The 26,636-nt window shown below is 65.1% G+C and carries 27 protein-coding genes; 20 read left to right on the plus strand and 7 right to left on the minus strand.

Translation table 11 applies throughout. From position 1 onward, the window contains the following. Positions 1 to 53: 53 nt before the first annotated feature. On the plus strand, positions 54 to 626 hold the full coding sequence (gene pgsA, locus YH64_RS19470) for a CDP-diacylglycerol--glycerol-3-phosphate 3-phosphatidyltransferase (RefSeq protein ID WP_046805412.1): 573 nt from the start codon (positions 54 to 56) through the stop codon (positions 624 to 626). 305 nt (positions 627 to 931) lie between these two features. Continuing rightward, positions 932 to 2,266 (plus strand): MFS transporter, encoded by a 1,335-nt coding sequence (locus YH64_RS19475; protein WP_046805458.1) that lies wholly within the window; start codon positions 932 to 934, stop codon positions 2,264 to 2,266. A gap of 33 nt (positions 2,267 to 2,299) precedes the next feature. On the opposite strand, the gene YH64_RS19480 is transcribed toward YH64_RS19475, so the two are convergent. From YH64_RS19480 to queF, 3 genes are all read right to left on the minus strand, one after another. Continuing rightward, positions 2,300 to 3,637 (minus strand): MFS transporter, encoded by a 1,338-nt coding sequence (locus YH64_RS19480; RefSeq protein ID WP_052946036.1) that lies wholly within the window; start codon positions 3,635 to 3,637, stop codon positions 2,300 to 2,302. Between the two features lie 106 nt (positions 3,638 to 3,743). Beyond that, positions 3,744 to 4,898, minus strand: coding sequence for a M20 aminoacylase family protein (locus YH64_RS19485; protein WP_046805411.1), 1,155 nt, complete (start codon positions 4,896 to 4,898; stop codon positions 3,744 to 3,746). A gap of 173 nt (positions 4,899 to 5,071) precedes the next feature. Further along, positions 5,072 to 5,896, minus strand: coding sequence for an NADPH-dependent 7-cyano-7-deazaguanine reductase QueF (gene queF, locus YH64_RS19490; protein WP_046805410.1), 825 nt, complete (start codon positions 5,894 to 5,896; stop codon positions 5,072 to 5,074). Positions 5,897 to 6,217: 321 nt separating this feature from the next. Between queF and aceA the strand changes: the two genes are divergently transcribed. Then, the gene (aceA, locus tag YH64_RS19495) at positions 6,218 to 7,537 is read left to right on the plus strand and encodes an isocitrate lyase (RefSeq protein WP_046805409.1); all 1,320 of its coding nucleotides are present in this window, start codon (positions 6,218 to 6,220) and stop codon (positions 7,535 to 7,537) included. Positions 7,538 to 7,710: 173 nt separating this feature from the next. Here the strand turns inward: aceA and YH64_RS19500 are convergent, their stop codons facing one another. Further along, positions 7,711 to 8,775 (minus strand): NAD(P)-dependent alcohol dehydrogenase, encoded by a 1,065-nt coding sequence (locus YH64_RS19500; RefSeq protein WP_046805408.1) that lies wholly within the window; start codon positions 8,773 to 8,775, stop codon positions 7,711 to 7,713. Positions 8,776 to 8,881: 106 nt separating this feature from the next. On the opposite strand from YH64_RS19500, the gene YH64_RS19505 reads away from it, so the two are divergent. Then, entirely contained in the window at positions 8,882 to 9,778 is an 897-nt protein-coding gene (locus YH64_RS19505) for a LysR family transcriptional regulator (protein ID WP_046805407.1), read from the plus strand. Here the strand turns inward: YH64_RS19505 and YH64_RS19510 are convergent. After that, positions 9,775 to 10,632, minus strand: a complete 858-nt coding sequence (locus tag YH64_RS19510; protein ID WP_046805406.1) for a LysR family transcriptional regulator — start codon at positions 10,630 to 10,632, stop codon at positions 9,775 to 9,777. The genes YH64_RS19505 and YH64_RS19510 overlap by 4 nt on opposite strands. Before the next feature lie 145 nt (positions 10,633 to 10,777). On the opposite strand from YH64_RS19510, the gene YH64_RS19515 reads away from it, so the two are divergent. The 12 genes from YH64_RS19515 (at position 10,778) to YH64_RS19570 (ending at position 20,810) form a co-directional block, all read left to right on the plus strand. After that, positions 10,778 to 11,776 carry a tripartite tricarboxylate transporter substrate binding protein gene (locus tag YH64_RS19515; RefSeq protein WP_046805405.1) on the plus strand — a complete coding sequence of 333 codons (999 nt, stop codon included), beginning with the start codon at positions 10,778 to 10,780 and terminating at the stop codon, positions 11,774 to 11,776. A gap of 39 nt (positions 11,777 to 11,815) precedes the next feature. Continuing rightward, on the plus strand, positions 11,816 to 12,697 hold the full coding sequence (locus YH64_RS19520) for a CoA ester lyase (protein WP_143215445.1): 882 nt from the start codon (positions 11,816 to 11,818) through the stop codon (positions 12,695 to 12,697). Further along, positions 12,694 to 13,890: a CaiB/BaiF CoA-transferase family protein gene (locus tag YH64_RS19525; protein ID WP_046805403.1), complete on the plus strand. Its 1,197-nt coding sequence runs from the start codon at positions 12,694 to 12,696 to the stop codon at positions 13,888 to 13,890. Before YH64_RS19520 ends, YH64_RS19525 begins: the two co-directional genes overlap by 4 nt. A gap of 74 nt (positions 13,891 to 13,964) precedes the next feature. Continuing rightward, on the plus strand, positions 13,965 to 14,939 hold the full coding sequence (locus tag YH64_RS19530; RefSeq protein ID WP_046805456.1) for a membrane protein: 975 nt from the start codon (positions 13,965 to 13,967) through the stop codon (positions 14,937 to 14,939). After that, positions 14,936 to 15,097, plus strand: a complete 162-nt coding sequence (gene ccoS / locus YH64_RS19535; protein ID WP_046805402.1) for a cbb3-type cytochrome oxidase assembly protein CcoS — start codon at positions 14,936 to 14,938, stop codon at positions 15,095 to 15,097. Before YH64_RS19530 ends, ccoS begins: the two co-directional genes overlap by 4 nt. A 215-nt stretch (positions 15,098 to 15,312) precedes the next feature. Beyond that, complete coding sequence (gene ccoN / locus YH64_RS19540; protein ID WP_046805401.1) at positions 15,313 to 16,809, plus strand: cytochrome-c oxidase, cbb3-type subunit I; 1,497 nt, start codon at positions 15,313 to 15,315, stop codon at positions 16,807 to 16,809. Positions 16,810 to 16,819: 10 nt separating this feature from the next. Beyond that, on the plus strand, positions 16,820 to 17,566 hold the full coding sequence (ccoO, locus tag YH64_RS19545; RefSeq protein WP_046805455.1) for a cytochrome-c oxidase, cbb3-type subunit II: 747 nt from the start codon (positions 16,820 to 16,822) through the stop codon (positions 17,564 to 17,566). Positions 17,567 to 17,568: 2 nt separating this feature from the next. Continuing rightward, positions 17,569 to 17,745 carry a cytochrome oxidase gene (locus tag YH64_RS19550; RefSeq protein WP_046805400.1) on the plus strand — a complete coding sequence of 59 codons (177 nt, stop codon included), beginning with the start codon at positions 17,569 to 17,571 and terminating at the stop codon, positions 17,743 to 17,745. Continuing rightward, positions 17,742 to 18,725: a cytochrome-c oxidase, cbb3-type subunit III gene (gene ccoP, locus YH64_RS19555; RefSeq protein WP_046805399.1), complete on the plus strand. Its 984-nt coding sequence runs from the start codon at positions 17,742 to 17,744 to the stop codon at positions 18,723 to 18,725. The genes YH64_RS19550 and ccoP overlap by 4 nt, the downstream gene beginning before the upstream one ends. Before the next feature lie 76 nt (positions 18,726 to 18,801). After that, the gene (gene ccoG / locus YH64_RS19560) at positions 18,802 to 20,292 is read left to right on the plus strand and encodes a cytochrome c oxidase accessory protein CcoG (protein WP_046805398.1); all 1,491 of its coding nucleotides are present in this window, start codon (positions 18,802 to 18,804) and stop codon (positions 20,290 to 20,292) included. A 29-nt stretch (positions 20,293 to 20,321) separates the two neighbouring features. Next, the gene (locus YH64_RS19565) at positions 20,322 to 20,558 is read left to right on the plus strand and encodes a FixH family protein (RefSeq protein WP_046805397.1); all 237 of its coding nucleotides are present in this window, start codon (positions 20,322 to 20,324) and stop codon (positions 20,556 to 20,558) included. A gap of 15 nt (positions 20,559 to 20,573) precedes the next feature. Continuing rightward, positions 20,574 to 20,810 (plus strand): hypothetical protein, encoded by a 237-nt coding sequence (locus YH64_RS19570; RefSeq protein WP_046805396.1) that lies wholly within the window; start codon positions 20,574 to 20,576, stop codon positions 20,808 to 20,810. A gap of 53 nt (positions 20,811 to 20,863) precedes the next feature. On the opposite strand, the gene YH64_RS19575 is transcribed toward YH64_RS19570, so the two are convergent. Together YH64_RS19575 and YH64_RS19580 are read right to left on the minus strand one after the other, a co-directional pair. Next, positions 20,864 to 21,211, minus strand: a complete 348-nt coding sequence (locus YH64_RS19575) for a zinc ribbon domain-containing protein YjdM (RefSeq protein ID WP_046805454.1) — start codon at positions 21,209 to 21,211, stop codon at positions 20,864 to 20,866. Between the two features lie 86 nt (positions 21,212 to 21,297). Continuing rightward, complete coding sequence (locus tag YH64_RS19580; RefSeq protein ID WP_046805395.1) at positions 21,298 to 22,227, minus strand: LysR family transcriptional regulator; 930 nt, start codon at positions 22,225 to 22,227, stop codon at positions 21,298 to 21,300. 120 nt (positions 22,228 to 22,347) lie between these two features. On the opposite strand from YH64_RS19580, the gene YH64_RS19585 reads away from it, so the two are divergent. From YH64_RS19585 to YH64_RS19600, 4 genes are read left to right on the plus strand one after another with little or no spacing between them, the layout of a single operon-like run. Further along, positions 22,348 to 23,331, plus strand: a complete 984-nt coding sequence (locus tag YH64_RS19585; protein ID WP_046805394.1) for a tripartite tricarboxylate transporter substrate binding protein — start codon at positions 22,348 to 22,350, stop codon at positions 23,329 to 23,331. A 49-nt stretch (positions 23,332 to 23,380) separates the two neighbouring features. Beyond that, positions 23,381 to 24,412 carry a 4-hydroxythreonine-4-phosphate dehydrogenase PdxA gene (locus YH64_RS19590; protein WP_143215446.1) on the plus strand — a complete coding sequence of 344 codons (1,032 nt, stop codon included), beginning with the start codon at positions 23,381 to 23,383 and terminating at the stop codon, positions 24,410 to 24,412. Between the two features lie 13 nt (positions 24,413 to 24,425). Beyond that, positions 24,426 to 25,598: an L-rhamnonate dehydratase gene (locus YH64_RS19595; protein WP_046805392.1), complete on the plus strand. Its 1,173-nt coding sequence runs from the start codon at positions 24,426 to 24,428 to the stop codon at positions 25,596 to 25,598. Positions 25,599 to 25,604: 6 nt separating this feature from the next. Next, the gene (locus tag YH64_RS19600) at positions 25,605 to 26,537 is read left to right on the plus strand and encodes a dihydrodipicolinate synthase family protein (RefSeq protein ID WP_143215447.1); all 933 of its coding nucleotides are present in this window, start codon (positions 25,605 to 25,607) and stop codon (positions 26,535 to 26,537) included. Positions 26,538 to 26,636 lie beyond the last annotated feature (99 nt).

Consider the following 26,636-nt stretch of genomic DNA (forward strand, 5'->3'; position numbering starts at 1 on the left):
CCCACCGCGCCGATACAGCCAGCGTCATCCGGCTGATGTAGCATACGGACACTATGCCAATTAACGTACCCATTATCCTGACATGGCTGCGCATCGCCATGATTCCGCTGGTGGTCGGGCTGTTCTACCTGCCCGAGAGCTGGATGTCGGTTCCCACCCGCGACTCTTTTGCGGCGTGGGCGTTCATCATCGCGGCACTGACCGATTGGTTTGACGGCTGGCTGGCCCGGCGCTGGAACCAGACCTCGGCCTTCGGCGCCTTCCTGGACCCCGTCGCGGACAAGCTGATGGTGTGCGCCGCGCTGATCGTGCTGCTGGATCTGAGCCGTGTCGACGCGTTTATCTCGCTGATCATCATCGGCCGCGAAATCACCATTTCGGCCCTGCGTGAATGGATGGCGAAGATTGGCGCCAGCGCCAGCGTCGCGGTGCACCGGCTGGGCAAATTCAAGACGGCTGCGCAGATGGTGGCAATTCCGTGCCTGCTGTACAACCAGCCGATCTACGGCATGAATACCAAGCTGCTGGGCGATGTACTGATCATCGTTGCGGCGGTGCTGACCGTCTGGTCGATGCTGTACTACCTGCAACGCGCCTGGCCCGCCATCCGCGAAAAGGCGCTGTAGGCGCTGTAGGCGTTGGCAGGCGTTGGCAGGCGTTGTTTACGGCGGGTCCGCCGTATCGGCCATATCGGCCGTATGTGCTGTATGCGCCCGGTCCACCGGGCAGTATCCTGAATTTCAAATCGGCGGCCCGGCTCGCGACAGGACGGCCGCCGACATAGAGAAAGAGCGATGGCCGGCACGATCCGGCCCGGCCCAGCCGCCGCATTCGCCATGAACACGACGTCCGGGTTCCCCGGCCGTTGCCGGAGACAACCCGCGCATGGCTTCGCCGCCTGCGCCACGCGCCGCTGCCGCGGCTTTTTGCAATGACCACCGCCACCCATATCCTTCCATCAGAAGCCGACGTTCGCCGGCGCGACTGGAAAACCATCTTGCTGATCGGCGTTGCGCACGCCGCCTCGCACTTCTTCCAACTGGTGTTGCCGCTGCTGAACGTGTCGCTGGCCACGGCCTTCGGCCTGGACTTCGCGCGCGTCGGCGCGCTGGTGGCCACGTTCTACGTCGTGTCGGGCGTGGGGCAGGCGTCGTCCGGCTTTGTCGTGGACCGCATCGGCGCACGGCCCGTGCTGTGGTTCGGCCTGGCGTGCTTCGTGCTCTCGGGCGTGTTGATCGGGTCGGCCAATGGCTACCCGATGTTGATGGCGGCGGCTATCGTCGGCGGTATCGGCAATTCCGTTTTCCACCCGGCCGATTACTCCATCATCAACCACCGCATCACGGCGTCGCGGCTGGGCCACGCGTTTTCGGCGCATGGGCTGACCGGCAACCTGGGCTGGGCGTTGACCCCGGTTTTCATGACCACGATCATTCTGCTGGCCGACTGGCGCGTGGCGGCCTACAGCGCCGCCGGGTTGGTGGCGGTGGTGCTGCTGTTGACCGTGCTGGGCGGCCACTTGCTGGGCGGCCCCTTGCCGCTAAGCGCCGACGTCATGGGCGACGACACCGGCAATACCAACACGGCGGCGTCCCCGGCCAAGGCCGCGGCCGCGCAGGCGCCCAAACCGCAAGAAGGCGTGCTGGCCACCTTGGCCACGTTGCTGTCCAAGCCGGCGCTGTGGGGCGCGTTCCTGTTCTTCGCCTGCACGTCGATTGCCTTGTCATCAGTGCAGAACTACACGATTCCGTTGCTGGATCAGCTGTATGGCTTGTCCAACGTGGTGGCCAGCTCGGCCCTGTCCGGCTACATGGTGGCCTCGGCCGTGGGCATGGCGGCGGGCGGCTTCCTGGTATCGGCCAACCCGCGCACCGAGCGCACCGTGATGGTTGCGCTGCTCTTGGCGGGCTTGACGCTGGTGGTGCTGGCGCTGGGCTGGGTGCCCGCCGCCCTGGCCGCGCCGGTGGTGGGCCTGGCCGGCTTCTGCTCGGGCGTGGCCGCGCCGTCCCGCGACATGTTGATCCGCCGTGTAACGCCCAAGGGCTCGACCGGTTCGGTCTATGGGCTGGTGTATTCGGGCATGGACGTCGGGTCGGCGCTGGGGCCGCTGGCCTTCGGCATTTTGCTGGACGCCGGTTTCCGCCAGGGCCCGTGGGTGGGCGCCGGCGTGGCGTTCACGGCGGCGGCGCTGCTGGCGCAATGGATCGCGGTGCAGGCGCGCCGCGCCGATCCCGTCATGGCGGGGGCGGCGGTCGCCCGGCCCTGAGCCGGCGCCACCGCTTTCAAGCCGAGGCCGTCATTACGCCGGCCTTTCTTGCAGCGCCGCGTGCAGCCCGGTATCGCCGCGCGGCTTGCCCGGCCCCAGCAGCAGCAAGCCGATCAGCCCGATGAATACGCAAAACGCCACGTAGTACACCGGCACCATCAGGTCACCCGTACGTTGGATCAACGCGGTGTTGATAAAAGGCGCCAGGCCGCCGAACAGCATCACGGCCAGGTTGTACGACAGGGATACGCCCGTGGACCGCAGGTTCACCGGCAAGATCTCGGTCATCAGCGCGGGCGTCGGCCCCCACATCACGCCCATGCACGCCGCCGCCGCCAACTGCGCTTGCAGCAGGGTGGCGAACGACGGCTCTTGCAGCACGCGCGCCATCATGATCCAGGTGACGACGCCAAAGGCGAACGTGGCCGGCAGCATCAGGGCGCGGCGCGACAGGCGGTCGGACAGCGCGCCGGACAGCGGGCACAACACCAGCAGCAACACGGCGGCCAAGGCGCTGCTTAGCTGCGCGTCGCCCATCGTCAGGCCCAGCTCCGTGACGGCAAACAGGGGCAGGTATAGCAGCATGACGTAATTGGACGCCGTGCCCGTGACCACAATGCAGAACGACCCGGTCAGTTCGCGCGGATAGCGCGAGAACAGCGTGCGCAGCGTGGTCTGCGTGGGCTTGACGCGCTGATCCTGAAACTTGCGGAATTCGGGCGTTTCGTCCACCTGCGTGCGCAGGTAATAGCCGATGGGCCCGATCAGGATGCCGAACAGGAACGGCACGCGCCAACCCCAGCTTTCCAGGTCGGCGGTCGACAGGTTGGACGACAGCAGATAGACCACGCCCGCGCCGGCCGAGAACGCCAGCGCCTGCGAGCACATCTGAAAGCTGCCGTACAGGCCGCGCCGGTTGGGCGGCGCAAACTCCACCAGCATGGCGCTGGCGCTGGCATATTCGCCGCCCACCGAAAAGCCCTGGATCAGGCGCGCCACCAGCATCAGCACGCTGGCGGCCATGCCGATGGACGCGTAGGTGGGCAGCACGCCGATCATGGCGGTGCCGCCCGCCATCATCAGGATCATCAGCGACAGCGCGCGCCGCCGTCCGTGGCGGTCGGCGTACATGCCCAGTACCAGCCCGCCGATGGGTCGCACCGCAAAGGCCACGCCAAAGGTGGCCAGCCCCAGCAGCAGCGACGTCGCGTTGTCGCCCGTGGGGAAGTACAGCCGTGATATCACGGCGGCAAACATGCCGTAGATGGCGAAATCGAACCATTCGAAGGCGTTGCCCAGCACCGACGCAATGACCACGCGGCGGCGCATGGCGGCGGAAACTTGATAAGCGGGGGAAGACGGAGGCGTCATCACGGACTCCTGCAAGCGCCGTACAGGCGTAAGGGAACACGGGCGCGCCGCAGCGGCGCGTCCGTGGATGGAAAAGCTAAGGGAAACAGCCAGGGAAAAGGGCGGATCAGCCCAGGCGGTCGCGCACGATCTCAACGAATACGGCCGCGCCCGTGGGCAGGATGTCGTCGTCGAAGTCGTATTCCGGGTGATGGCAGAAGTGGCCGTCCTGGCCTACGAAGAAGTAGGCGCCCGGACATTCCTGGAGCAGATACGCGAAATCTTCTCCCGCCATCAACGGGGTGATGCGGTCATCGACCAGGTCGGCGCCGACGACGCGCGTGGCGGCCGCCGTGACGGTGGCCGCCGGACCGGGCGCGTTGATGGTCGGGGGGCAGCCCATGCCGAATTCGACGTCGATGCGGGTGGCGTTGGCAACCCCAAGCCCCTCGCACATTTCACGTACCCGGCGCAGGGCTGTTTCGCGGGCGGCGAGGCTCATGGTGCGGATCGTGCCGCGCAGCTCGATCAGGTCGGGGATGACGTTGGGCGCGGTGCCGCCGTTCATCATGCCGACGCTGACCACGCCCGATTCCAGAGGGTCCAGCGCGCGGCTGACAACGGTTTGCAGCATGCCCACCAACTGGCAGGCGATGACGACCGGGTCATTGCCCTGTTGCGGCATGCCGCCGTGGCAGCCCACGCCATGCACGCGGATGACAAAACCGTCACAGGCTGCCAGCAACGCGCCTTCGCGCACGGCCACGCGGCCCTTGCCGACCATGGGGTTGTTGTGCAAGCCATAGATTTCGTCGCACGGAAAGCGCTTGAAGAGTCCATCGGCCATCATCGCGACGCCGCCGGCCAGGGTTTCCTCGGCGGGCTGGAAGATGAAGTTGATGGTGCCGGCAAAGTCCCGGTTTTGCGACAGGTGCTGCGCCACGGCCAGCAGTGTGGCGGTGTGGCCGTCGTGGCCGCAGCCATGGAACGTGCCTTCATGGGTGGAACGGTAGGGCAGCGTGGTTTTTTCCTGCATAGGCAGCGCGTCCATGTCGGCGCGCAGGCCGATGCGGCGCTTGCCCGGCCGTTCGCCCTGCAACACGGCCACCACGCCTGTGCCGCCGATGCCGGCATGCACGTCCAGACCCCATTGCCGCAGCTTGGCCGCGACGAGCTCGGCGGTGCGGTGTTCCTGGAAACTCAACTCGGGGTGCGCATGCAGGTCTTGCCTCCATTGCGCGTACTCGGGTTGACGCTCGACAAACCAATCTCGCACTTGCATTGCCGCCTCCTTGGGGGAGTGAAATGTCTAAGGTTCGGATGTGGCGGCGAGCCGGTCGGCCCGCCCTGATGCCGTGCGAACCATAAACGAAAACGGCGGCGGGCAGTGCGTGTGTAACTAAGCGTGAGAACGGGCGAGCCGCGGCGCGCGCCAGGCGGCGCGCCGCGTGGGCTTTATTGCCGAACGGTGCGCACGTCGGCCGGGGGCGCGGCTTCGAAGTTGCTGCGCCAGGGGTTGATGTCCAGCCCGCCACGGCGCGTGTAGCGCGCGTACACAGTCAGCTGTTCGGGGGCGCACGCCTGCATGATGTCGCTGAAGATGCGCTCGACGCAGTGTTCGTGAAATTCGGCGTGCTGGCGGAAGGACACCACATAGCGCAGCAGCGATTCCCGGTCGATGGGCGCGCCCCGGTAGCGGATCTGCACGCTGGCCCAATCCGGCTGGCCCGTCACGGGGCAGTTGGACTTCAACAGCCGCGATGCCAGCGTTTCCTGGACCACGTCGCCCGGCCGCGTGCGCAGCACTTGCGGCGCCGGCTCGTAGGTGTCGATCTCGATATCCAGCTTGTCGATATAGATGCCGTCCATCTCGCCCATCTGCAATTCGGAAAATCGCTGCGGCAGGAAGAAGTCCAGGCCCACCGGCGCGCCGGCCGCGGCGCTCAGGTCGCGTTCCAGCCGCCCACGCAGCGCGGCGGAATTGACCAGCCGCGTCTGGTTGAACGAATTCAGATAGAGCTTGAATGACTTGGATTCGATGATGTTGGGGCTGTCGGCCGGCACCGAGAACGTGGCCATTGCCACGCGCGGCTTGCCCTTGGCGTCCAGCCAGGACAGCTCGTAGGCGTTCCAGAGATCAACGCCCGTAAAGGGCAGGTTGCCGGCGGTCAGGTTCAGCGCCGCGCGGTTGTGCGACCGCGCGATGGGGAACAGCAGCGAAGGATCGTATTGCGAGGCGTAGGCCACGCTCTGGCCCAGGGGGCCGTGCGACAGGGTCATGGCAAATCAGGAATAGCTGGGGGAATAGCGGCATTGTAGGCGCTGCGAAAAAGGCCGTTTTTCCGCATTGTGAAATGTAAGTCTCGTGATGTGAAAGTTCCTGCTGCTGCGCAACCAAAGCGCATTTCATAGATGACAAAAGCGTTTCGTGATGCGAAATGCTGCTTTCAACCTATTGATTTTATAGGCAAATATTTTTCGTCTTCTATAAGACACAAGCCCACCTTGCTTTGCAGCAGAGGCATAGACTTTGTCCAACGATTCACGCAATGCAAGACGCGAATCTTTGAAGTCTTCTTATCACTGACCAGGAGCATCACCATGAGCACTCGCGAAACCGAAATCCGCAATTTGCAGAAAGACTGGGCCGAGAACACCCGCTGGCAGGGCATCAAGCGCGACTACAGCGCCGAGGATGTCATCCGCCTGCGCGGCTCGATCAGCGTGCAGCACACGCTGGCCGAACGTGGCGCCACCCGTCTTTGGGAACTGCTGCATAGCGAACCCTTCGTGAATTCGCTGGGCGCCCTGACCGGCAACCAGGCCATGCAACAGGTCAAGGCCGGTTTGAAGGCCATCTACCTGTCGGGCTGGCAAGTGGCCGGCGACGCCAACCTGGCCGGCGAGATGTATCCCGACCAGTCGCTGTACCCCGCCAACTCGGTGCCGCAAGTGGTTCGCCGCATCAACAATTCGTTGGCGCGCTGCGACCAGATCCAATGGATGGAAGGCAAGAACCCGGGCGACGAAGGCTATATCGATTACTTCGCGCCCATCGTGGCCGATGCCGAAGCGGGCTTTGGCGGCGTGCTCAATGCCTTTGAACTGATGAAGGCAATGATCGACGCCGGCGCCTCGGGCGTGCACTTCGAAGACCAGTTGGCGTCCGTGAAAAAGTGCGGCCACATGGGCGGCAAGGTGCTGGTGCCCACCCGCGAAGCCGTGGCCAAGCTGGTGTCGGCGCGCCTGGCGGCCGACACGATGGGCACGCCCACCGTGCTGCTGGCCCGCACCGACGCCGATGCCGCCGACCTGGTGACCAGCGACGTGGACGAAAACGACCGCCCGTTCATCACCGGCGAGCGCACCGTGGAAGGCTTCTTCCGCACCAAGGCCGGCATCGATCAAGCCATTTCGCGTGGTCTGGCCTACGCGCCGTACGCCGACCTGATCTGGTGCGAAACGTCCACGCCCAACCTGGAATATGCCCGCAAGTTCGCGGACGCGATCCATCGCCAATTTCCGGGCAAGCTGCTGGCGTACAACTGCTCGCCCTCGTTCAACTGGAAGAAGAACCTGGACGACGGCACCATCGCCAAGTTCCAGCGCGAGCTGGGCGCCATGGGCTACAAGTTCCAGTTCATCACGCTGGCCGGCTTCCACGCACTGAACTACGGCATGTTCGAATTGGCCCACGGCTATGCCCGCCGCCAGATGAGCGCCTTCGTGGAATTGCAGCAGAAGGAATTCGCCGCCGCCGAAATGGGCTTCACCGCCGTGAAGCACCAGCGCGAAGTGGGCACCGGCTACTTCGACGCCGTGACGCAGACGATTGAAAACGGCCAGTCCTCGACCACGGCGCTGACGGGCTCCACGGAAGAAGCCCAGTTCGAACACGGCAAGGAACAGAAGGTGGCTTGAACGCTTGAATGCGTGATTGCTTGAACGCATGGTGCGTCACCCGGTGAGCGCTGACCGGGTGACGCACGGATAGATTGCTTTGCAGTTGTAGGTGCTGTTGTAGGGTGGATTCAGGGTGCCTTCGGGCACCCTTTTTTTTTCCCTCGGGGGGCAGCGCCCGCGCCTTGTCGCTCTTAAGCGGCCGCCGCCTCTTGCGCCAGCGACGCCATGTCGATGACAAAGCGGTACTTCACGTCGTTTTTTACCAGGCGTTCATAGGCCTCGTTCACGGCCTGGATCGGCACGATCTCGACATCGCTGACGATGCCGTGTTCGGCGCAGAAGTCCATCATCTCTTGCGTTTCTTCCATGCCGCCGATGGCCGAGCCCGCGATCGACTTGCGGCCCATGATGAGGTTCGCGCCCGGAATCGGGTCCAGCGGCGTCAGCGCGCCCACCAGCGCCATCGTGCCGTTCAGCGTCAGCAGCGCCAGGTACGGGTTCACGTCATGGCTGACGGGCACGGTGTTCAACAGGAAATCGAACGTGCCCGCGTGCGCCGCCATCGCCTCTGCGTCGCGCGACACCAGCACCTCGTCGGCGCCCAGGCGCCTGGCGTCGCGGCCCTTGTCGGCGGAAGTGGTGATCATCACGACATGTGCGCCCATGGCATGGGCGAACTTCACGCCCATGTGGCCCAGCCCGCCCAGCCCGATCACGCCCACCTTCTGGCCGGGGCCGACCTTCCAGTGGCGCAGCGGCGAATACGTGGTGATGCCGGCGCACAGCAGCGGAGCAACGGCCTTCAGATCCAGCTTGTCAGACACCTTCACAACAAAGTGTTCCTTGACGACGATGCGGTCGGAATAGCCGCCAAACGTCAGCTGGTCGCTGCCGCGTTCCTTGTCGTTATAGGTCAGGGTGGCGCCTTCCTCGCAGTACTGCTCCAGGTTCAAGCGGCAGGCCTTGCAATGTAGGCAGGAATCCACCATGCAGCCCACGCCCGCGAAATCGCCTGCCTTGAACTTGGTGACGTTCTTGCCCACTTGCGCCACGCGGCCCACGATCTCGTGGCCCGGCACCATCGGGAACACCGAATTGCCCCAGTCGCCGCGCGCCTGATGCAAGTCGGAATGGCAGATGCCGCTGTAAAGAATGTCGATCAGCACGTCGTCATCGCCCGGCTCGCGGCGCGTGAAGCTGAACGGGACGAGCGGGGTGTCGGTACTGTGGGCGGCATAGCCACGGGCTTGGATCATGGTGGACTCGAATTAAATTTGTTAAGCAGACGTTCACAATATTCCTCGGAATTTCCGCTATCAAGCTAGAATTTCCGCATGCTTTATTGAAGGAATTTGCATAATCATGCAGGCAGATAACCTGTCGCACCTGGCGGCGTTCGCCGCCGTCGCCCGGCATTGCAGCTTTCGCCGCGCGGGCGAAGAACTGGGCCTGTCCACGTCCGCCGTCAGCTACGCGATCCGCAGCCTGGAAGAACGGTTGGGCGTGAACCTGTTCAACCGCACGACGCGCAGCGTGGCGCTGACCGACGCCGGCCAGCGCCTGGCCGAGCGCCTGCTTCCCGCCCTTGCCAACCTGGGCGACGCGTTGGAAGAGATGAACCACTTTCGGGGTTCGGCGTCCGGCACGCTGCGGATCAACACGTCTCGCGCGGCGTCCTACATGTTGCTGATGCCGATGGCCGCGCGCTTCCTGGCGGCGTACCCGGATATCCGCCTGGAAATCGCCGAGGACGACAGCTTTGTCGATATCGTCGGCTCGGGTTTCGATGCCGGCGTGCGCTTGCTGGAGGCCGTGCCGGAAGACATGGTGGCCGTGCCGATCGGCCCCAGCCTGCGCGCGGCGACCGTGGCGTCGCCCGCCTACCTGGCGGGCCGGCCATTGCCGCGCCATCCCGACGACCTGCTGGGCCACGAGTGCGTGCGCTACCGCTTTCCCAGCGGGCGCTACTACAAATGGGAATTTGAAAAGGACGGGGTGGCGGTTGAGGTGGACGTGTCCGGCCGCATCGCGCTTAGCGACGTGCACGCGGAAGTGCGCGCGGCGGTGGACGGCATCGGCATCGGCTGCGTGCCGGAATACTACGTGCGCGACCTGCTGCAATCGGGCCGGCTGGTGCGCATGCTGGATGACTGGTGCCCCACAATTGCCGGCTTCATGCTGTATTACCCAAGGCAACGTCGCGTATCGTCGGCGTTGCGCGCGTTTATCGATATGGCCAAGCAGGCAGAGCCCGGCTAAGGCCGCGCACCTTCCAGCAGCGCCTGCACCAGCCGGTTCTCTTCGTCTGCTTGCCGGCACACAAAGGAAATTTGCCGGTACGGCGCGTGTTTGCCCAGCGGCAACACGCGCACGGGATGCACGTCTAGCAGGTTGCGCCCCGGCTCGGGCAGCACGCAGACCCCCAGCCCTGCGGACACCAGCGCCGTCAGCGCCGCCAGCGACTGCATTTCGATGCGGCAGCGCGCGTGCGGCGCGTGCTGCGCCACATAGCGCGCGGCCAGTCGGCCACCGATAGTGGTCTTGTCAAAGCGGATCCATTCGTAGCGCTGGAACAGTTCGGCCACGCGCGTTTCTGAGGAATCGGGCGGGGCGATCAGGACCAGCGTTTCCCGAAACAGCGGCGTCCACACCAGGCGGCTGGACCCGCCCGTCTCCGGCTGCGTGATGATCGCGGCGTCGATTTCCCCTTTTTTCAGTTTCTCGGTCAATTCGGTGGCGCGGCCGCGCACCAGCCGCACGTCTAGCTGGGGATAGCGTTCCCGCAGTTTGCGCAGCAGCGGGGGCAGCAGCGTGACCTGCAACGGTTCGATGGTGCCCAGCCGCACGCGCCCTTCAACGGCGGGCGTGCTGCGCCGGCGCAGTTCGTCCAGCCGGGCCAGCGCGTCCTGCAGCACCGCGTCCACTTCGGCGGCAAAGGCGTTCGGCCTGACCTGTAGCGCCGACCGGTCGAACAGCGGCTGGCCGAAGTATTGCTCCATCTGCTTCATCTGCAAGCTGACGGCGCTGGGCGACAGGTTCATGTCCGCGGCGCCCGCCGCGAAGCTGCCGCCGCGCAGCACCGCATTGAGCGTACGGAAAGATTCGATCTTCATCAGGAATCCTCACGTAGTGTTTTAAGAATCCTCGCTTTATATCATCAGTGGCCGGTCCTAGTATGCGAGACGACCACAACGAAAAGCGGCTGCGGGACGGGCGTGCCACGCCTGCCGGAACAGACCGACACCGAGGAGACCTACGATGAACCTGACTTTGCACACGCTGCGCGCGGCCATACCCGCGTTGGCCCTGAGCCTGACGCTGGCGGTTGCCGCGGGCGCGCCCGCGACCGCCATGGCGCAGTCCGCCTCCATACCGCCCACCATCACCATGGTGGTGCCGTTTCCGCCTGGCGGCAGCAATGACGTGTTCGCACGCGTGCTGGCCGAAAAGCTCGGGGCGCGCCTGTCGAACACCGTCATTGTTGAAAACCGGCCCGGCGCGGGCGGGGCGATTGGCGCGGAATACGTCGCGCGCGCACCCAAGGACGGCACGGTGCTGATGCTGTCTTCGTCCACGCTGACCACCAACGCGGCGGTACAGACCAATTTGAAGTACGACGTGGTGCGCAGCTTCGCGCCCGTGGCGATGCTGGCGCGCAGCCCGATGGCCTTGGTGGTGGGCAAGGACTCGCCGTACCAATCCATGGCCGACCTGTTGGCTGTCGGCCGCAAAGAACCGGGCAAGCTGACCTACGGCAGCGCCGGGCTGGGCTCGGTCAACCAGATGGCCAGCGAAATCCTGGCGGGTGGCGAGAAGACGGCGTTCACGCACGTGCCCTACAAGGGCATGTCGCACGCGCTGAACGATTTGGCCGGTGGCCGCGTCGATTTCGTGATCGGCAGCTTCGCGTCGACGGCATCGCTGCTCAAGGGCGGCAAGCTGCGCGTGCTGGCCGTCACGTCACCCAAGCGGTCGCAGTTCTATCCCGACCTGCCCACCATCGGTGAAGGCCAGCCCGGCTACTCGGTGGAACTGTGGTGGGGCGTGCTGGCCCCGGCCGGCACCCCCGCGCCGCTGGTGGACAAGCTGAACGCCGAGATCCGCGCCATCGTCAACGACGACAAGATGCGCGCCATGTTCGCCGAGGAAAGCGCGGTGCCGGCCGAACTGACCGTGCCGCAGTTTGCCGATCTGGTGCAGGCCGACGCCGCCAAGTGGAAGCAGGTGGCGCGCGACCGGAACATATCCATTCAATAAGCACGACCCCGATTCAACCTCCGTCACAAGAGCGCAAGCATGAGAAGCAAACTGTTCGTTCCAGGTTCCCGTCCCGAGTTATTCGCCAAGGCATTGAGCGGCCCCGCGGACGCGTTGTCGTTCGACCTGGAGGACGCCGTGGCCCCGTCGCGCAAGGCCGAAGCGCGCGAGCACCTGGCCCGCATGCTGGCCGACCCGCAGACCGCGGCGTCGGGCAAGACGCTGATCGTGCGGGTCAACGCGCTGGACAGTGGGCATTTTCATGCCGACGTGCAGGCGGTGGTGCGGCCGGGCCTGCATCTGGTGAATCTGCCAAAGGCGGAAAGCGAGGCCGACGTGGTGGCGGCGGCCAGCGCCATCGAACAGGCGCGTGCCGCCAACGGGGTGAATGAACCGGTCGGGTTGCTGTTGAACATTGAATCGGCCCGCGCGTTGCGCCGGGCGGCCCCCTTGGCGGCCGCGCATCCGTCGGTGGCCGGCTTGCAGCTGGGCCTGGGGGATCTTTTCGAACCCGCCGGCATCAGCCGCCGCCAGAACGTGGCCGTGCAGCAGGCGATGTTTGCGCTGCGCATGGCGGCGGCCGAGGCGGGGGTGTTTGCCTATGACTCGGCCTTTGCCAATATCGAAGACGAAGCGGGCTTTCGCGCCGAGGCCGAGCTGGCGCGCAGCCTGGGCTACCTGGGCAAAAGCTGCATTCACCCGCGCCAGGTGCCGCTGGTCAACGCCGCGTTTCGCCCGACGGATGAAGAAATCGCCCACGCTACCCGCGTGGTGCAGGCCGCGCGCGAGGCATCGGACAAAGGCGTCGCCGCGTTCGTGGTGGACGGCCGCATGATCGACGGCCCGTTCCTGCGCCGCGCCGAAGCGATACTGCGTTCGGCCCAGGCCTTGGGGCTGGACGGCACGGAGCAACAGCAATGATGGCAACTGAACACGTTTGTACCGGTGGCCCGCTGGCGGGCGTACGCGTGCTGGACTTAAGCGCCTACATCGCCGGGCCGTATGGCTGCACGCTGCTGGCGGACCAGGGCGCGGACGTCATCAAGGTGGAACCGCCCACGGGCGACAACCTGCGCAAGTACCCGTCCACGCTGGACACCGAAAGCCGCGCCTTCCTGGGCGTGAACCGGGGCAAGCGCGGGCTGGTGCTGGACCTGAAACAGCCCGACGCGTTGGCGGTGCTGCACGACCTGGCGCGCCAGGCCGACGTGCTGGTGCACAACTTCCGGCCCAGCGTGCCCGCGCGCCTGGGCATCGCCTACGAGCAGCTGGCCGAGGTGAACCCCCGGCTGATCTACTGCGCCGTCACCGGCTATGGGGAAACCGGTCCGCTCAAGGACAAGGCCGGCTACGACCAGGTGCTGCAAACCATGACGGGCATGTGCGCGTTGCAGGGCAAGGCGGAAGGCCCGCCCGAGATCCTGTACGGCTCAGTGGTGGATTACTACGCGTCGTCCATGGTGGCGGCCGGGGTGGCGTCGGCGCTGTATGAACGCGAACGCAGCGGTCGCGGGCAGTTCGTGGGCGTGTCCTTGCTGCGCAGCGCGCTGGCGTTGCAATCGGCCCGGCTGGTCTGGGCCGAGGGCGAACCGCGCGAGATCGGGCGCGACATGCGTTCGGGCGGCATCACGGGCCTGCACCCCACGGGCGGCGGCTATCTGTATATCTCGGCCAACACGCCGCACTTCTGGCAGGCCTTGTGCGAGAAGACCGGGCTGGCGGACCTGGCTGCAAATCCGCGTTACGACTCGGTGCGCAAGCGCGCCGAGCATCGCGACGAAATCGTGCCGCACCTGCATGAAGCGCTGCGCGCGCGCACCGCCCTGGAATGGGAAGCCTGGTTTGGCGAAGAGGTGCCTTGCGCCGCCGCGCGCGGCGTTGAAGACATGTTCGACTTTCCCCAGGTGCAGGCCGAGAACATGATCTCCACATTCGCGCATCCGGTCGTTGGCAGCTACCGGGGCTTCGCGCAGGCGATCAAGTTCGGTCGCAGCCAGGCGGACACGCCGCGCGCCGCGCCCGCGTTTGGCGAACACAGCGAAGAGGTGCTGGCCGAAGCGGGAATCTGCGCCGAGCGGGTGGCCGACCTGAAAAAGCGCGGCGCGTTGCGATAGCTGGCTTGGACGCCGGAAAAGCCGCCTTGATCCAGATCAAGGTGCCGGCCTTCGCCGCTGGGTACCATCGGCGCATGCGAGCAAAATCGATTTTCGCCGTCCCGGCGTCCCTGTCCGACGCCGACCGCCAGCAACGCCGCCACGCCTTGGTGCGCCTGTCGCTGGCGTGGCTCGCCATGATGCAGGTCATGATGTTTGCGTGGCCCGGTTACCTGCGCCATGACAGCATGCCCGCCGACGCGCTGGAAACGCTGGACTGGGCCATCGTGCTGATGAACTGGGCCAGCTTCGCCCTGACCATTCCCGTGGTGCTGTATTCGGCCTGGCCCATCTGGCGCCATGCCGGTGACAACCTGCGCCACGGCCGCGCGGGCATGGACGTGCCCGTTGCGTTGGGCATCGTGGCGGCGTTTGTTCCCAGCGTTCACGCCACCTGGACCGGGCGCGGCGACGTCTATTTCGATTCCGTCACGATGTTCGTGGCGTTCTTGCTGACCGCGCGCTACCTGGAACTGTGCGCCCGCCAATCCTTCGGCGACGCGGCGGGCGGCCTGCGGCATCAGCGCGTGGAAACCCAACGGCTGGAATTGGGCGCGCGCGCCGATCGGCTGGCCTCGCGCTTTGTCTTGGCGCAGGTGGTGCTGGCGCTGGCCGCCGCTATCGGCTGGGCGGCCATCGACCCCGCCCACAGCCTGCCCGTGATGGTGGCGCTGCTGGTCATGAGCTGCCCCTGTGCGATGTCGATGGCGGTGCCCACTGCCATGGCGTCCGCGCATTCGGCATTGGCCGCGCACCCCACCATGTCGGACGCCGCGCTGGGCGCGCTGCTGCGCCGCGCGCGCGAGAAAGCCCGCCAAAACCTGTACGGCTCGTTGATCTGGCATTTGCTGATGACGCCGCTGGCGTTGTTGGGCTGGGTGCAACCCTGGCTGGCCGCCATCACGATGCTGCTGTCCTCACTGGCCGTGGCCTATAACTCGTGGCGCCTGTGCCGCCGCGACTGGTCGGTGGGCAGCGCACCCGTCGGCGCGCTGGAAGCCGCGCCATGACCATCCTCTATCTCTTGCTGCCCTTGTCGCTGCTGTTCGTGCTGGCCATCGGCGTATCGCTGTGGTGGGCCGTGTTCAACGGCCAGTACGACGATACCGACAACGCCGGCACGGCGATCCTGCGCGACGACGACAGCGGTCGCGGCTCGCGCGGCTAAGCGCAAACCTCGCCCACCCATTTCCGACACCCCGGTTCCCCGGCGCCTGGGCGCCCGCGCGCGCGTTGCCATTGAGGCCGCGCGCGCGTGAGTCCGTTGCGGCATTGCCGCGTTCCCTGTCTGGCCGTTGTGCGCTTGATCCATATCAACGTCGACTTGTGTGCCTAGTCCCATCATTCAAGCCTGGAGCTATTTGTTACTTTAGGGGAAGGGTGATGAACGATTGCCCCGCAATCGCAAGCAAGGCCGATACCTTCAACTACAAGATCGTGAGGCAGTTCGCGCTCATGACGGTGGTGTGGGGCATAGTCGGCATGGCTGTGGGCGTATTTATCGCCGCGCAGCTGATTTGGCCGCAGTTGAATTTCGACACCGCATGGCTCAGCTACGGCCGCCTGCGCCCGCTGCACACCAATGCGGTGATCTTCGCCTTTGGCGGCAGCGCTCTGTTCACGACGTCGTACTACGTTGTCCAGCGCACCTGTCAGGCGCGCTTGTTCTGCGACAAGCTGGCCGCCTTCACGTTCTGGGGCTGGCAGATCGTCATCGTCGCCGCCGCGATCACCTTGCCCATGGGCTTTACCAGCAGCAAGGAATACGCCGAACTGGAATGGCCCATCGACATCCTGATCACCTTGGTCTGGGTCGCCTACGCCATCGTGTTCTTCGGCACCATCATCAAGCGCCGGTCCAAGCACATCTACGTGGCCAACTGGTTCTTCGGCTCGTACATCTTGACCATCGCCATCCTGCACATCTTCAACAACATCGAAATGCCGGTGTCGATGTGGAAGTCGTACTCGGCGTACGCCGGCGTGCAGGACGCCATGGTGCAGTGGTGGTACGGCCATAACGCGGTGGGCTTTTTCCTGACCACCAGCTTCCTGGGCATGATGTATTACTTCGTGCCCAAGCAGGCCGGCCGCCCGATCTATTCCTACCGCCTGTCCATCGTCCACTTCTGGGCGCTGGCCTTCACGTACATGTGGGCGGGTCCGCACCACTTGCTGTACACGTCGCTGCCTGACTGGACGCAATCGCTGGGCATGACGTTTTCGCTGATCCTGCTGGCGCCGTCCTGGGGCGGGATGATCAACGGCATCATGACGCTGCAAGGCGCCTGGTACAAGCTGCGCACCGACCCGATCCTGAAGTTCATGGTCACCGCGCTGTCGTTCTACGGCATGTCCACGTTCGAAGGGTCGATGATGTCGATCCGCACCGTCAACGCGCTGTCGCACTACACGGACTGGACCATCGGCCACGTGCACTCCGGCGCGCTGGGCTGGGTCGCGATGATTTCCTTCGGCTCGCTCTACTACCTGATACCGCGCCTGTATGGCCGCGAAAAGATGTACAGCGTGAAGGCCATCGAACTGCACTTCTGGATCGCCACCATCGGCGTGGTGCTGTACATCGCCGCGATGTGGATTGCCGGGGTGCAGCAGGGCCTGATGTGGCGCGACACGGCCTCCGACGGCACGCTGGTCTACAGCTTTGTCGAAGAGCTCAAGACCCGGGTTCCGTACTACCTGATCCGCTTGCTGGGTGGCACCTTGTTCCTGTCGGGCGTGTTCGTGATGGCCTGGAACGTGTGGAAGACGGTGCGCGGCGCGCAGCCGGTCAACCCCGCCATTCCGCTTGACGATCCCCATGCCGCTCGCCCGTCGGTCGCCGCACCCGCCGCGCCCGCCGTGCCCGCCACTGTTTGACGAGGACATCATGGCCAACAAAAAAACTGGCTTCTTTTCTCACCAGACGCTTGAGAAGAACATCGGCTGGATGATCATTGCCAGCATCCTGGTGGTGTCCTTCGCGGGCCTGGTGCAGATCATTCCGCTGTTCTTTCAGCACAGCACGACGCAGCCGGTGGCGGGCGTCGAGCCCTACAGTCCGCTGCGGCTGATGGGCCGCGACGTGTACATCCGTGAAGGCTGCGTGGGCTGCCACTCGCAACAGGTGCGCGTGCTGGCCGCCGAGGTGCAGCGCTATGGTTCGTATTCGACGGCCGCCGAATCGGTCTTCGATCATCCGTTCCTGTGGGGTTCCAAGCGCACGGGGCCCGACCTGGCGCGCGTGGGCGAACGCTATTCCGACGACTGGCACCGCATCCACTTGCGCGACCCGCGCAAGGTGGTGCCCGAATCGAACATGCCCGCGTATCCGTGGTTGCAAAAGACGGTGATCACCGGTCAGAACGTATCCGAACGCATGCTTGCCCTGCGCAAGCTGGGCGTGCCTTACACGGACGAGCAGATCGCCGGCGCGCCCAAGGCCATCGAGGGCAAGACGGAAGAAGACGCGCTGGTCGATTACCTGCAAAGCCTGGGCGTGGGCGTGCGCCGCGCCAAGCAGGCCGAAGAGGCCCGGGCGGCCGAAGCGGCGAAGAAGGCCGCCGCGCAATCGACTGCACAACCCGCTGCACAACCCGCTGCACAAGCCGCCGCGCCGGCGGCTTCGGGAGGCTGATCATGCTGGGCATCCTGAGCGCATTCATTACCGCCATTTCCATGGCGACCTTTTTCGGCATCGTCTGGTGGGCCTGCTCGCGCGGGCGCCAGAGCGCCAATCGCGAATCGGCCATGTTGCCGTTCGCACTGCCCGATGAATTCGGACAGGCACAACAAGATGGAGCGAAGCGGTCATGAGCGATTTCGTCAATGGCTTCTGGGGCATTTTCATTTCGGTCGTTGCCGTGGGCGGCGTGGTCTGGTGCGTGTGGCTGCTGTATACGCAGCGCCGCTGGCTGGGCGCCAAGCCGGCCGCCGGGCAGGTGGAAGACACCGGCCACGTCTGGGACGGCGACCTGACCGAACTGAACAATCCTGTTCCCACGTGGTGGACGTGGATGTACCTGCTGGCGTGCCTGTTCGCGCTGGGCTATCTGTTCTTCATGCCGGGCCTGGGTTCGTACAAGGGCCAGCTGGGCTACAGCAGCACCGAGGAAGTGGCGCGGCAGCAGGCCAAGATGGCCGAGGCCGTGCGCCCCATCTACGCGCGTTTTGAAACGATGACCGTGCCGCAGATCGCGCAGGACACGGGCGCCCGTGAAATCGGCCAGCGCCTGTTCCTGAACAACTGCGCGCAGTGCCATGGCTCCGACGCCAAGGGCGGCCCCAGCTTTCCTAACCTGACCGATGGTGACTGGCTGCACGGCGGTTCGCCCGAAACCATCATGAAGACCATCAAGGAAGGACGCCATGGCGTGATGCCGCCGTGGAAGGCCGCCATCGATGCCAAGACGGCCGGCGACATTGCCCAGTATGTGCGGTCCTTGTCGGGGCTGACGGCGGACCCGGTGCGCGTGTTTCGTGGCAAGCGCGAGTTCGGCAACTTCTGCGTCGCCTGTCACGGTGTGGACGGCAAGGGCAACCAGCTGGTGGGCGCGCCCAACCTGACGGACGACGTGTGGCTGTATGGCTCGTCGGAAGCCTCCATCGTCAAGACCATCCTGGACGGTCGCGACAACCGCATGCCGGCGCACGAACACATCCTGAATCCCGAGCAGATCAAGGTGTTGACGGCGTGGGTATGGGGCTTGTCGAACAAGCCGGAAGCGGGCGGGCAGGCGGCGGTCGATACCGCGGCGGTCGGTACCGCGGCGGTCGGCACCACGGCGGTCAAGTAACGCGGCCGGCGGCGCATAGGTGAAGGGACGCCCCGGCGGCCCTTCACATCAATGGACTTACAGTACGGAGCAGCATATGGATGAAGGGTCAACCGCAAGCGTCGGCACGCAGCCTGGCGGCGACCCGCCGCCCTGGCGCCCGCACACGCGTCCGCCTCGTCCCGGGGCCGAAACCCTGGAGCAGACGCTGGCCGGCGTGCGCAGCAAGATCTATCCGCGATCCGTCAGCGGCAACTTTGCCCGCTGGCGCATCGCGTTTGTCTTCATCACGCAGCTGATCTTCTACGGCTTGCCCTGGCTGCAATGGAACGGCCGCCAAGCCGTGCTGTTCGACCTGGGCGCGCGCAAGTTCTATCTGTTCGGCCTGGTGCTGTGGCCGCAAGACGTGGTGTACCTGGCCGTGCTGCTGGTCATCTCGGCGCTGGCGCTGTTCCTGTTCACCGCCGTCGCCGGCCGACTGTTCTGCGGCTACGCCTGTCCGCAAACCGTCTACACCGAAATCTTCATGTGGATCGAGCGCAAGGTCGAAGGCGACCGCATCGCCCGCATCCGTCTGGACGAAGCACCCTGGAGCCTGCACAAGGCACGCGTAAAGATCACCAAGCATGTGCTGTGGATTGCACTGGCATGGTGGACGGGGTCGACCTTCATCGGCTATTTCGCGCCGATCCGCGAACTGGGCCACGAATTGTTCACGCTGCAACTCGGCCCGTGGCAATGGTTCTGGATGTTGTTCTATGGCTTTGCCACCTGGGGCAACGCCGGCTTCATGCGCGAATCCGTGTGCAAGTACATGTGCCCCTATGCCCGCTTCCAAAGCGTCATGGTGGACCCGGACACCTTTGTCGTTACGTATGACAAGCGCCGGGGCGACCCGCGCGGCGGGCGCTCGCGCAAAGTGGACCACAAGGCGGCCGGCCTGGGCGACTGTGTCGATTGCAGCCTGTGCGTGCAAGTGTGCCCCACCGGCATCGACATCCGCGACGGCCTGCAATACATGTGCATCGGCTGCGGCGCCTGTATCGACGCCTGCGAGCAGGTCATGGACAAGATGCAGTACGAACCCGGCCTGATCCGCTACACGTCCGACCGCGCCATGCAGGATGGCCTGAGCGCCAAAAGCGCGCGCTCGCATCTGCTGCGCCCGCGCGTGCTGATCTACGGCACGCTGATCCTGATACTGGCCGTGGCCTTTGTGGCGTCGCTGGCCATGCGCAACCCCTTGCGGGTCGACGTCATCCGTGACCGGGGCGCCTTGGGCCGCGAAGTGGCCGGCGGGCAGATCGAAAACGTCTACCGCCTGCAAATCATCAACACGTCGGACACCGCCATGCGGTTGCGCCTGTCGGCGGACGGCATGCCGGGCCTGCAAGTGATGGCCGGGCGCCAAGGGTCCGACATGGTTGAGGTTGAGCCGGCCGCCAACAAGCTGGTGCCCATGGTGATCCGCGCGCCTGCCGGCGTGGAGCCGGGCGCCCATCCCATCACGCTGCGCGCGCGCGGCCACGACGGCGAAAACCGGTCCATCCAGACCGACGAAGCCGCCAGTTTCTACGTACCCGATTAAGCCCGCTTCGCCCGCTTCAAGGACTTTCCATGACAACCGCCTCATCCCTGCCCACGCCCAAGCCCTGGTACCGCGAGCCCTGGCCGTGGATCCTGATGGCCGGCCCCTTCGCGGCCATGATCGGATGCTTCATCACGATCTACTTCGCCTACAGCAACTTCACCCACGAGCCGATCCAGGACGGCGTGGTCAAGCGCGGCCTGGTGATCGAACAGGTCGCACCCCGGGCAAGCGAGGGCGCACGCGCCGCGCAAGCCAACCCTTAACCAGGGAGAGCACAGATGGGCCTGCGTTCATTGATGTGGATTTTGTGGCCGTCGTTCTTGGCGGCGGCGATGGGCAGCGCGTTGATCTTCGCGCTGATCGACCCGCTGGATGTGGCCGTCTTCGGGCACGTGCCCACCGGGCGCATGGGCTTTTATACGGTGTCGTTCTTCGTGCTGTGGGTGATGGCGGGGCTGTCCAGCCTGCTGACCGCCTACCTGATGCCCAAGGCGGTTGAAGACGAAGACCTTTGATAGAACGCTGCCCCGCGCCGTGCGCGGGGCAGCGTCACAGGCGCAACCGGACGCTAGACCTTCTTCACGAACTCCGACTTCAGGCTCATCTGGCCAAAGCCGTCGATCTTGCAATCGATGTCGTGGTCGCTGTCGACCAGGCGGATGCCCTTGACCTTCGTGCCCATCTTGACCACGCCGCCCGAGCCCTTGAGCTTCAAGTCCTTGATGACGGTGATGGTGTCGCCGTCCTGCAGCACGTTACCGGCCGAATCACGGTAGACGCGGGCGTCCTCGGTGGCTGCGGTGTCATCGCCGGCCGCGATGGGCCATTCATGCGCGCACTCCGGGCAGATGTAGTTGCCGCCGTCTTCGTAGGTGTATTCGGATTGGCATTTCGGACAGGCGGGCAGGACACTCACGGGGAAAACCTCGGATAAAACGCGCGCGGGGCGCAATCGGCGATTGTACTTCCCCTGATACGCAAAATTCGCCTAACGCGCGCGCATCATCGTTGAATATCGTGCAGCAGGTCCACAAAATGCTGGCCCGCCGCGCTTAACGGGCGGTCGCGCGGGACGATGCTGCCGAACTCGGTCAGCGACTGGCGTATCTGGTAGGGCAGGATGGCCAGCAAGCCGTGCGCCGCATACCGGCTGGCCACCGATTCGGGAATCACCCCCAGCATGTGCGACTTCATCGCCAGGTTGGTTGTGGTCAAAATGGACGCGGACTCGATCAGCCCCGGCGGCGTCGCCACGTTGTGCGACCGGAATTCCTGTTCGATCACATCGCGCATCGGGCTGCCGTGCGGCTGCAAGATCCAGGGATACGCCAACATGGCGTCGAACGCCAGGCGCTTTTGCCCGGCCAGCGGATGGTCCACCGCTGCGATCACCGACAGCGCCTCGTCGCCGATGGGCCGGAACACGTAGTTGCGGTCCGACAGGGTCAGCATGCGGCCGATCACCACATCCAGCTTGCCTTCGTTCAGCTGCGCGATCAGCAGGTCGCTGGTGCCCGTGGCAATTTCCACGGCCAGCAGCGGATAGGTCTGCTTCAGGCGCAGCAAGGCGTCGGTCAGGTGGCCGGGCGAGGCCGCCATGATGCTGCCGATGAAGAGTTTGCCCGCGCTGCCCAGCCGCAGCTCGTCCAGCTCGCGCGCCAGCGACGACATGGTGCCGCGCATGCCGCGAAAGTAGCCCATCACGCATACGCCGGCGGGCGTCAGCGCCAGCCCGCGACCCACCCGTTCAAACAGGGGCTGCCCCAACGCCAATTCCAGTTCGTGCAGCATTTTGCTGGCGGCCGACTGCGTCATGTTCAGTTGCGCCGCCGCCGCGCGCAGCGTGCCGCGTTCGTCGATAGCCAGCAGCAGCACGATCTGCCGCATGCGCAGCCGCGACAGCAGGGCGGGCACATTCAAGTTGCGTTCCATGATTGATCGCCTGTGGTGAACGGTTGGTGCAAAAGTTTCATTTTACGGAAACAGGCGTTGTTTCTAAGATGACTGCACAACAACTAGCCCATGCGGCGAAGAAACATCAAGGAGACAACCATGAAGATCCGCATATTGGCGGCGACGGCCGCATTGGCCGCGGGCACCCTGTGCCTGTCGGCATCCGCGTTCGCCCAGACGCCTCGCGCCGACTGGCCGACCAAGCCGCTGCGCCTGCTGGTGGGGTCCGCACCCGGTGGTGGCACCGACGCCATGGCGCGCGCCGTGGCCGACCGGCTGGGGCCGATGCTGGGCCAGACCGTGGTCGTGGAAAACAAGCCGGGCGCATCCAACACGCTGGCCGCCGATCTGGCCTCCAAGTCCGCCGACAACCACACGATGGTGATGGGCGTGTCCACCGCCCACGCCATCGCCCCGCATCTGCTGAAGCTGGCCTACGACAACGACCGCGACCTGACGCCCGTGGTGTTCGTGGGCGCGGTGCCGAACATCCTGGTGGTCAACAACCAGGTGCCGGCCGACTCGGTGCAGGCGTTGATTGCGCTGCTGAAGCGTCGTCCGGGTGAATTGAACTTTGCCAGCAGTGGTTCGGGCAGCACGCAACACATCGCGGCCGAACTCTTCAAGGATGCCACCGGCGTCCAGATGACGCACATTCCGTATCGCGGCAGCGGCCCGGCCATGGTGGACCTGATGGGCGGACAGGTGCAGATCGCTTTCGAAACCGCGTCGTCGGTCATCCCGCACATCAAGAGCGGCAAGGTGCGCGCGCTTGCGGTGCTGAGCGCGCGGCGCAACCCGCAGCTGCCCGACGTGCCGACGATGGCGGAAGCCGGCGTGCCCGGCGTCGAAATGAGCGCCTGGTACGGCATCTACATGCCCACCGCCACGTCGGCAGCCATCCAGACACGCATTCACGACGACGTGAACCGCATTCTGGCCATGCCCGAAACGCAGGCGCGGCTGTTGGCCATTGGCGCGGACATCACCCCAATGAGCCAGGCGCAGTTCGCGCAGTTCCATAACGCCGAAAACCAGCGCTACGCCGGCATCATCAAAAAGAACCACATTTCCGTGGAGTGAGGCTTGTATGCACGCGCAGCAAAAGATAGCTATGCAGCAAAAACCGGATATGCCCCAAAAACCCGTGGTGGCCTTGACGCTGGGCGACCCGGCCGGCATCGGCGCCGAACTGATCGCGCGCTTGCTGGCGCAAGCCGAGGCCTGCGAACGCGCCAATATCGTGCTGGTGGGCGATGCCTGGCTGTGGCGCGAAGGCCAGCGCGTGGCCGGCGTGGACGTGCCCACCGAAGCGGTGACCAGCATGGCGGCAGTGCGGGCCCGCGCCGACACAAGCCGGCCCGCGTGGCTGGCCATGGACACCTTGCGCCCCGACCAGGTGACCGTGGGGCAGGCCGGTGCGGCGGGCGGCGCGTCGGTATTGCGCGTACTGAACGCCTGCATGGACGCGGCGCGCGACGGGCATATCGACGCCATCTGCTTTGCGCCCTTGAACAAGTTCGCCATGAAGCAGGGCGGCTTGAAGCACGACGATGAACTGCACCACTTTGCCCAGTACCTGGGCGTGACGGGCACCTTCTGTGAATTCAATACGTTGGGCGATTTGTGGACGTCGCGCGTGTCGTCGCACATTCCCTTGAAGGACGCCGCCGCCGCGTTAAGCGTGGACCGCATCAAGGCCGCAACGCGCCTGATCTACCGGTCGTTGCAGGCCAACGGCATCGCCCAGCCGCGTGTGGCGGTCGCGGCGTTCAACCCCCACGGCGGCGACGGCGGCACGTGCGGGCGCGAAGAAGTCGACATCATCGAACCCGCCGTGCGGCAGCTGAACCAGGAAGGCCTGCCCATCGCCGGACCGTTTCCCGCCGACACGATTTTCCTGAAGGCGCAGGCGGGCCAGTTCCAGGCAATTGTCACGATGTACCACGACCAGGGGCAGATCGCGATCAAGTTGCTGGGCTTTTCGCGCGGGGTCACCGTGCAGGGTGGCCTGCCCATTCCCATCACCACGCCGGCGCACGGCACGGCGTATGACATCGCCGGCCAGGGCCGCGCCAACGTGGACGCTACCTGGCAGGCGTTTCTGATTGCGTGCCGTATGGGTGCGTCCACGGGTGCGTCGCACCGAGCTTCCCTTGTTTGAACAGGATCACACCATGAAAATCAAATCCGTCCGCGCCCGCGTTTTCGAATGGACCGGCAAGACCGTGCCGCCGCAAGGCAACTTCTGCTCCAACGCGATGGACCTGGTGCCCTCGCGCGAGGAAACCATGAGCACCTTCCGCTTTCATGGCTGGACGGTGGTGGAAGTGGAAACGGACGACGGCATCGTCGGGCTGGGCAACGTGGCGCTGGCGCCGCGCGTGGCCAAAGCCATCATCGACCAGTACCTGGCGCCGCTGGTGGTGGGGCAGGACCCCTGGGACTATGAATTCCTGTGGCAGCGCATGTACCGCGCCACGCATGCGTGGGGCCGCAAGGGCGTAACCATGGCGGCGATTTCGGGCGTGGACCTGGCCATCTGGGACATCCTGGGCAAGTCGGTGGGCAAGCCCGTGTTCAAGCTGCTGGGCGGGCGTACCAAGGAGAAGATTCCCGTCTATTACTCCAAGCTGTACCGCACCGACCTGAAAGCCATGCAAGACGAAGCGCAGACCTATCTGGACCAGGGCTTTACCGCGTTCAAGATGCGCTTTGGCTACGGCCCGGCGCACTTGCAAAAGGGCGTGGTTGAAAACCTGAAGTCGGTCCAAGCCATTCGTGAAGTCATCGGCTACGACACCGACCTGATGCTGGAATGCTATATGGGCTGGACGCTGGAATACGCCAAGCGCATCCTGCCCAAGCTTGAAAAATTTGAGCCGCGCTGGCTGGAAGAGCCCGTCATTGCCGACGATATCGACGGCTACGCCGAATTGAACCAGCTGACCTCGATTCCGATCTCGGGCGGCGAACACGAATTTTCGCTGTACGGATTCAAGCAATTGCTGGACCGGAAGGCGGTGTCGGTGGTGCAGTACGACACCAACCGCGTGGGGGGTATCACGGCGGCGCACAAGATCAACGCGCTGTGCGAAGCGTATAGCGTGCCGGTCATTCCGCACGCCGGCCAGATGCACAACTATCACCTGACGATGAGCACGCTGGCCTCGCCCATGAGCGAGTACTTTCCGATGTTCGACGTGGAAGTGGGCAACGAACTGTTCTACTACATCTTCGACGGCGAGCCCGTCGCCAAGGAAGGCTTCATCGACCTGGACGACAACAAGCCGGGCCTGGGGCTGACCTTGAAAACCGAATACCTCAACGATTTCAACATCATCGAGTAGGCCGCCATGACTGCCATATCCCAGGCGCCGCGCTATCGCGGCATCTTCCCGGTAGTGCCCACCACGTTCACGGAATCAGGCGAGCTGGACCTGCCCAGCCAGAAGCGCGCGGTGGATTTCATGATCGATTCCGGCGTGGACGGCCTGTGCATCCTGGCCAATTTCTCGGAGCAGTTCGTGTTGTCGGACGATGAACGCGAAGTGCTGACGCGAACCATCCTGGAACACGTGGCCGGCCGCGTGCCGGTGATTGTGACGACCACGCACTTCGGCACGCGCGTGTGCGCGGCGCGCAGCCGCCGCGCGCAAGAGCAGGGCGCGGCCATGTTGATGATCATGCCGCCGTATCACGGCGCGACGATCCGGGTGCCCGAGGCGCAAATCGAAGGGTTTTTCCAGCAGGTGTCGGACGCGGTGGACATTCCCATCATGATCCAGGATGCCCCGGTGGCAGGCACGCCGCTGTCCGCCGCGCTGCTGGCCAGGATGGCGCGCGAAATTGAACAGGTGTCGTACTTCAAGATCGAAACGGCGGGCGCGGCCTCGAAGCTGCGCGACCTGATTGCGCTGGGCGGCGCAGCGGTGGAAGGGCCCTGGGATGGCGAAGAAGCCATCACGTTGCTGCCGGACCTGGACGCGGGCGCCACCGGGTCGATGACGGGCGGCGGCTTTGCCGACGGCATCCGCCCCATCATCGAGGCGCACCGCGACGGCCGGCGCGACGAGGCCTACCGGCGGTACGAACGCTGGCTGCCGCTGATCAACTACGAAAACCGCCAGGGCGGCATCCTGACGGCCAAGGCGCTGATGAAGGCGGGCGGCGTGATCGATTGCGACGCGCCCCGGCATCCGTTTCCGCCGATGCGCGACGACGTGCGCCAGGGCCTGCTGGAAACGGCGCGGCGGCTGCAGCCGCTGGTGTTGCGCTGGGGGCGGTAACGGGCTTGTCTTCGACGGGCGGCTGCGTCGCCCGTGCGCGCATCGCGGGGCCCCGGCCCGGCCTCGCCGCCGGGGCCCAAACACAGCGTTCCACCACGT

This window comes from Achromobacter sp. LC458 (assembly GCF_001005835.2).
In the GTDB taxonomy this organism is placed as follows: domain Bacteria; phylum Pseudomonadota; class Gammaproteobacteria; order Burkholderiales; family Burkholderiaceae_B; genus Achromobacter; species Achromobacter spanius_B.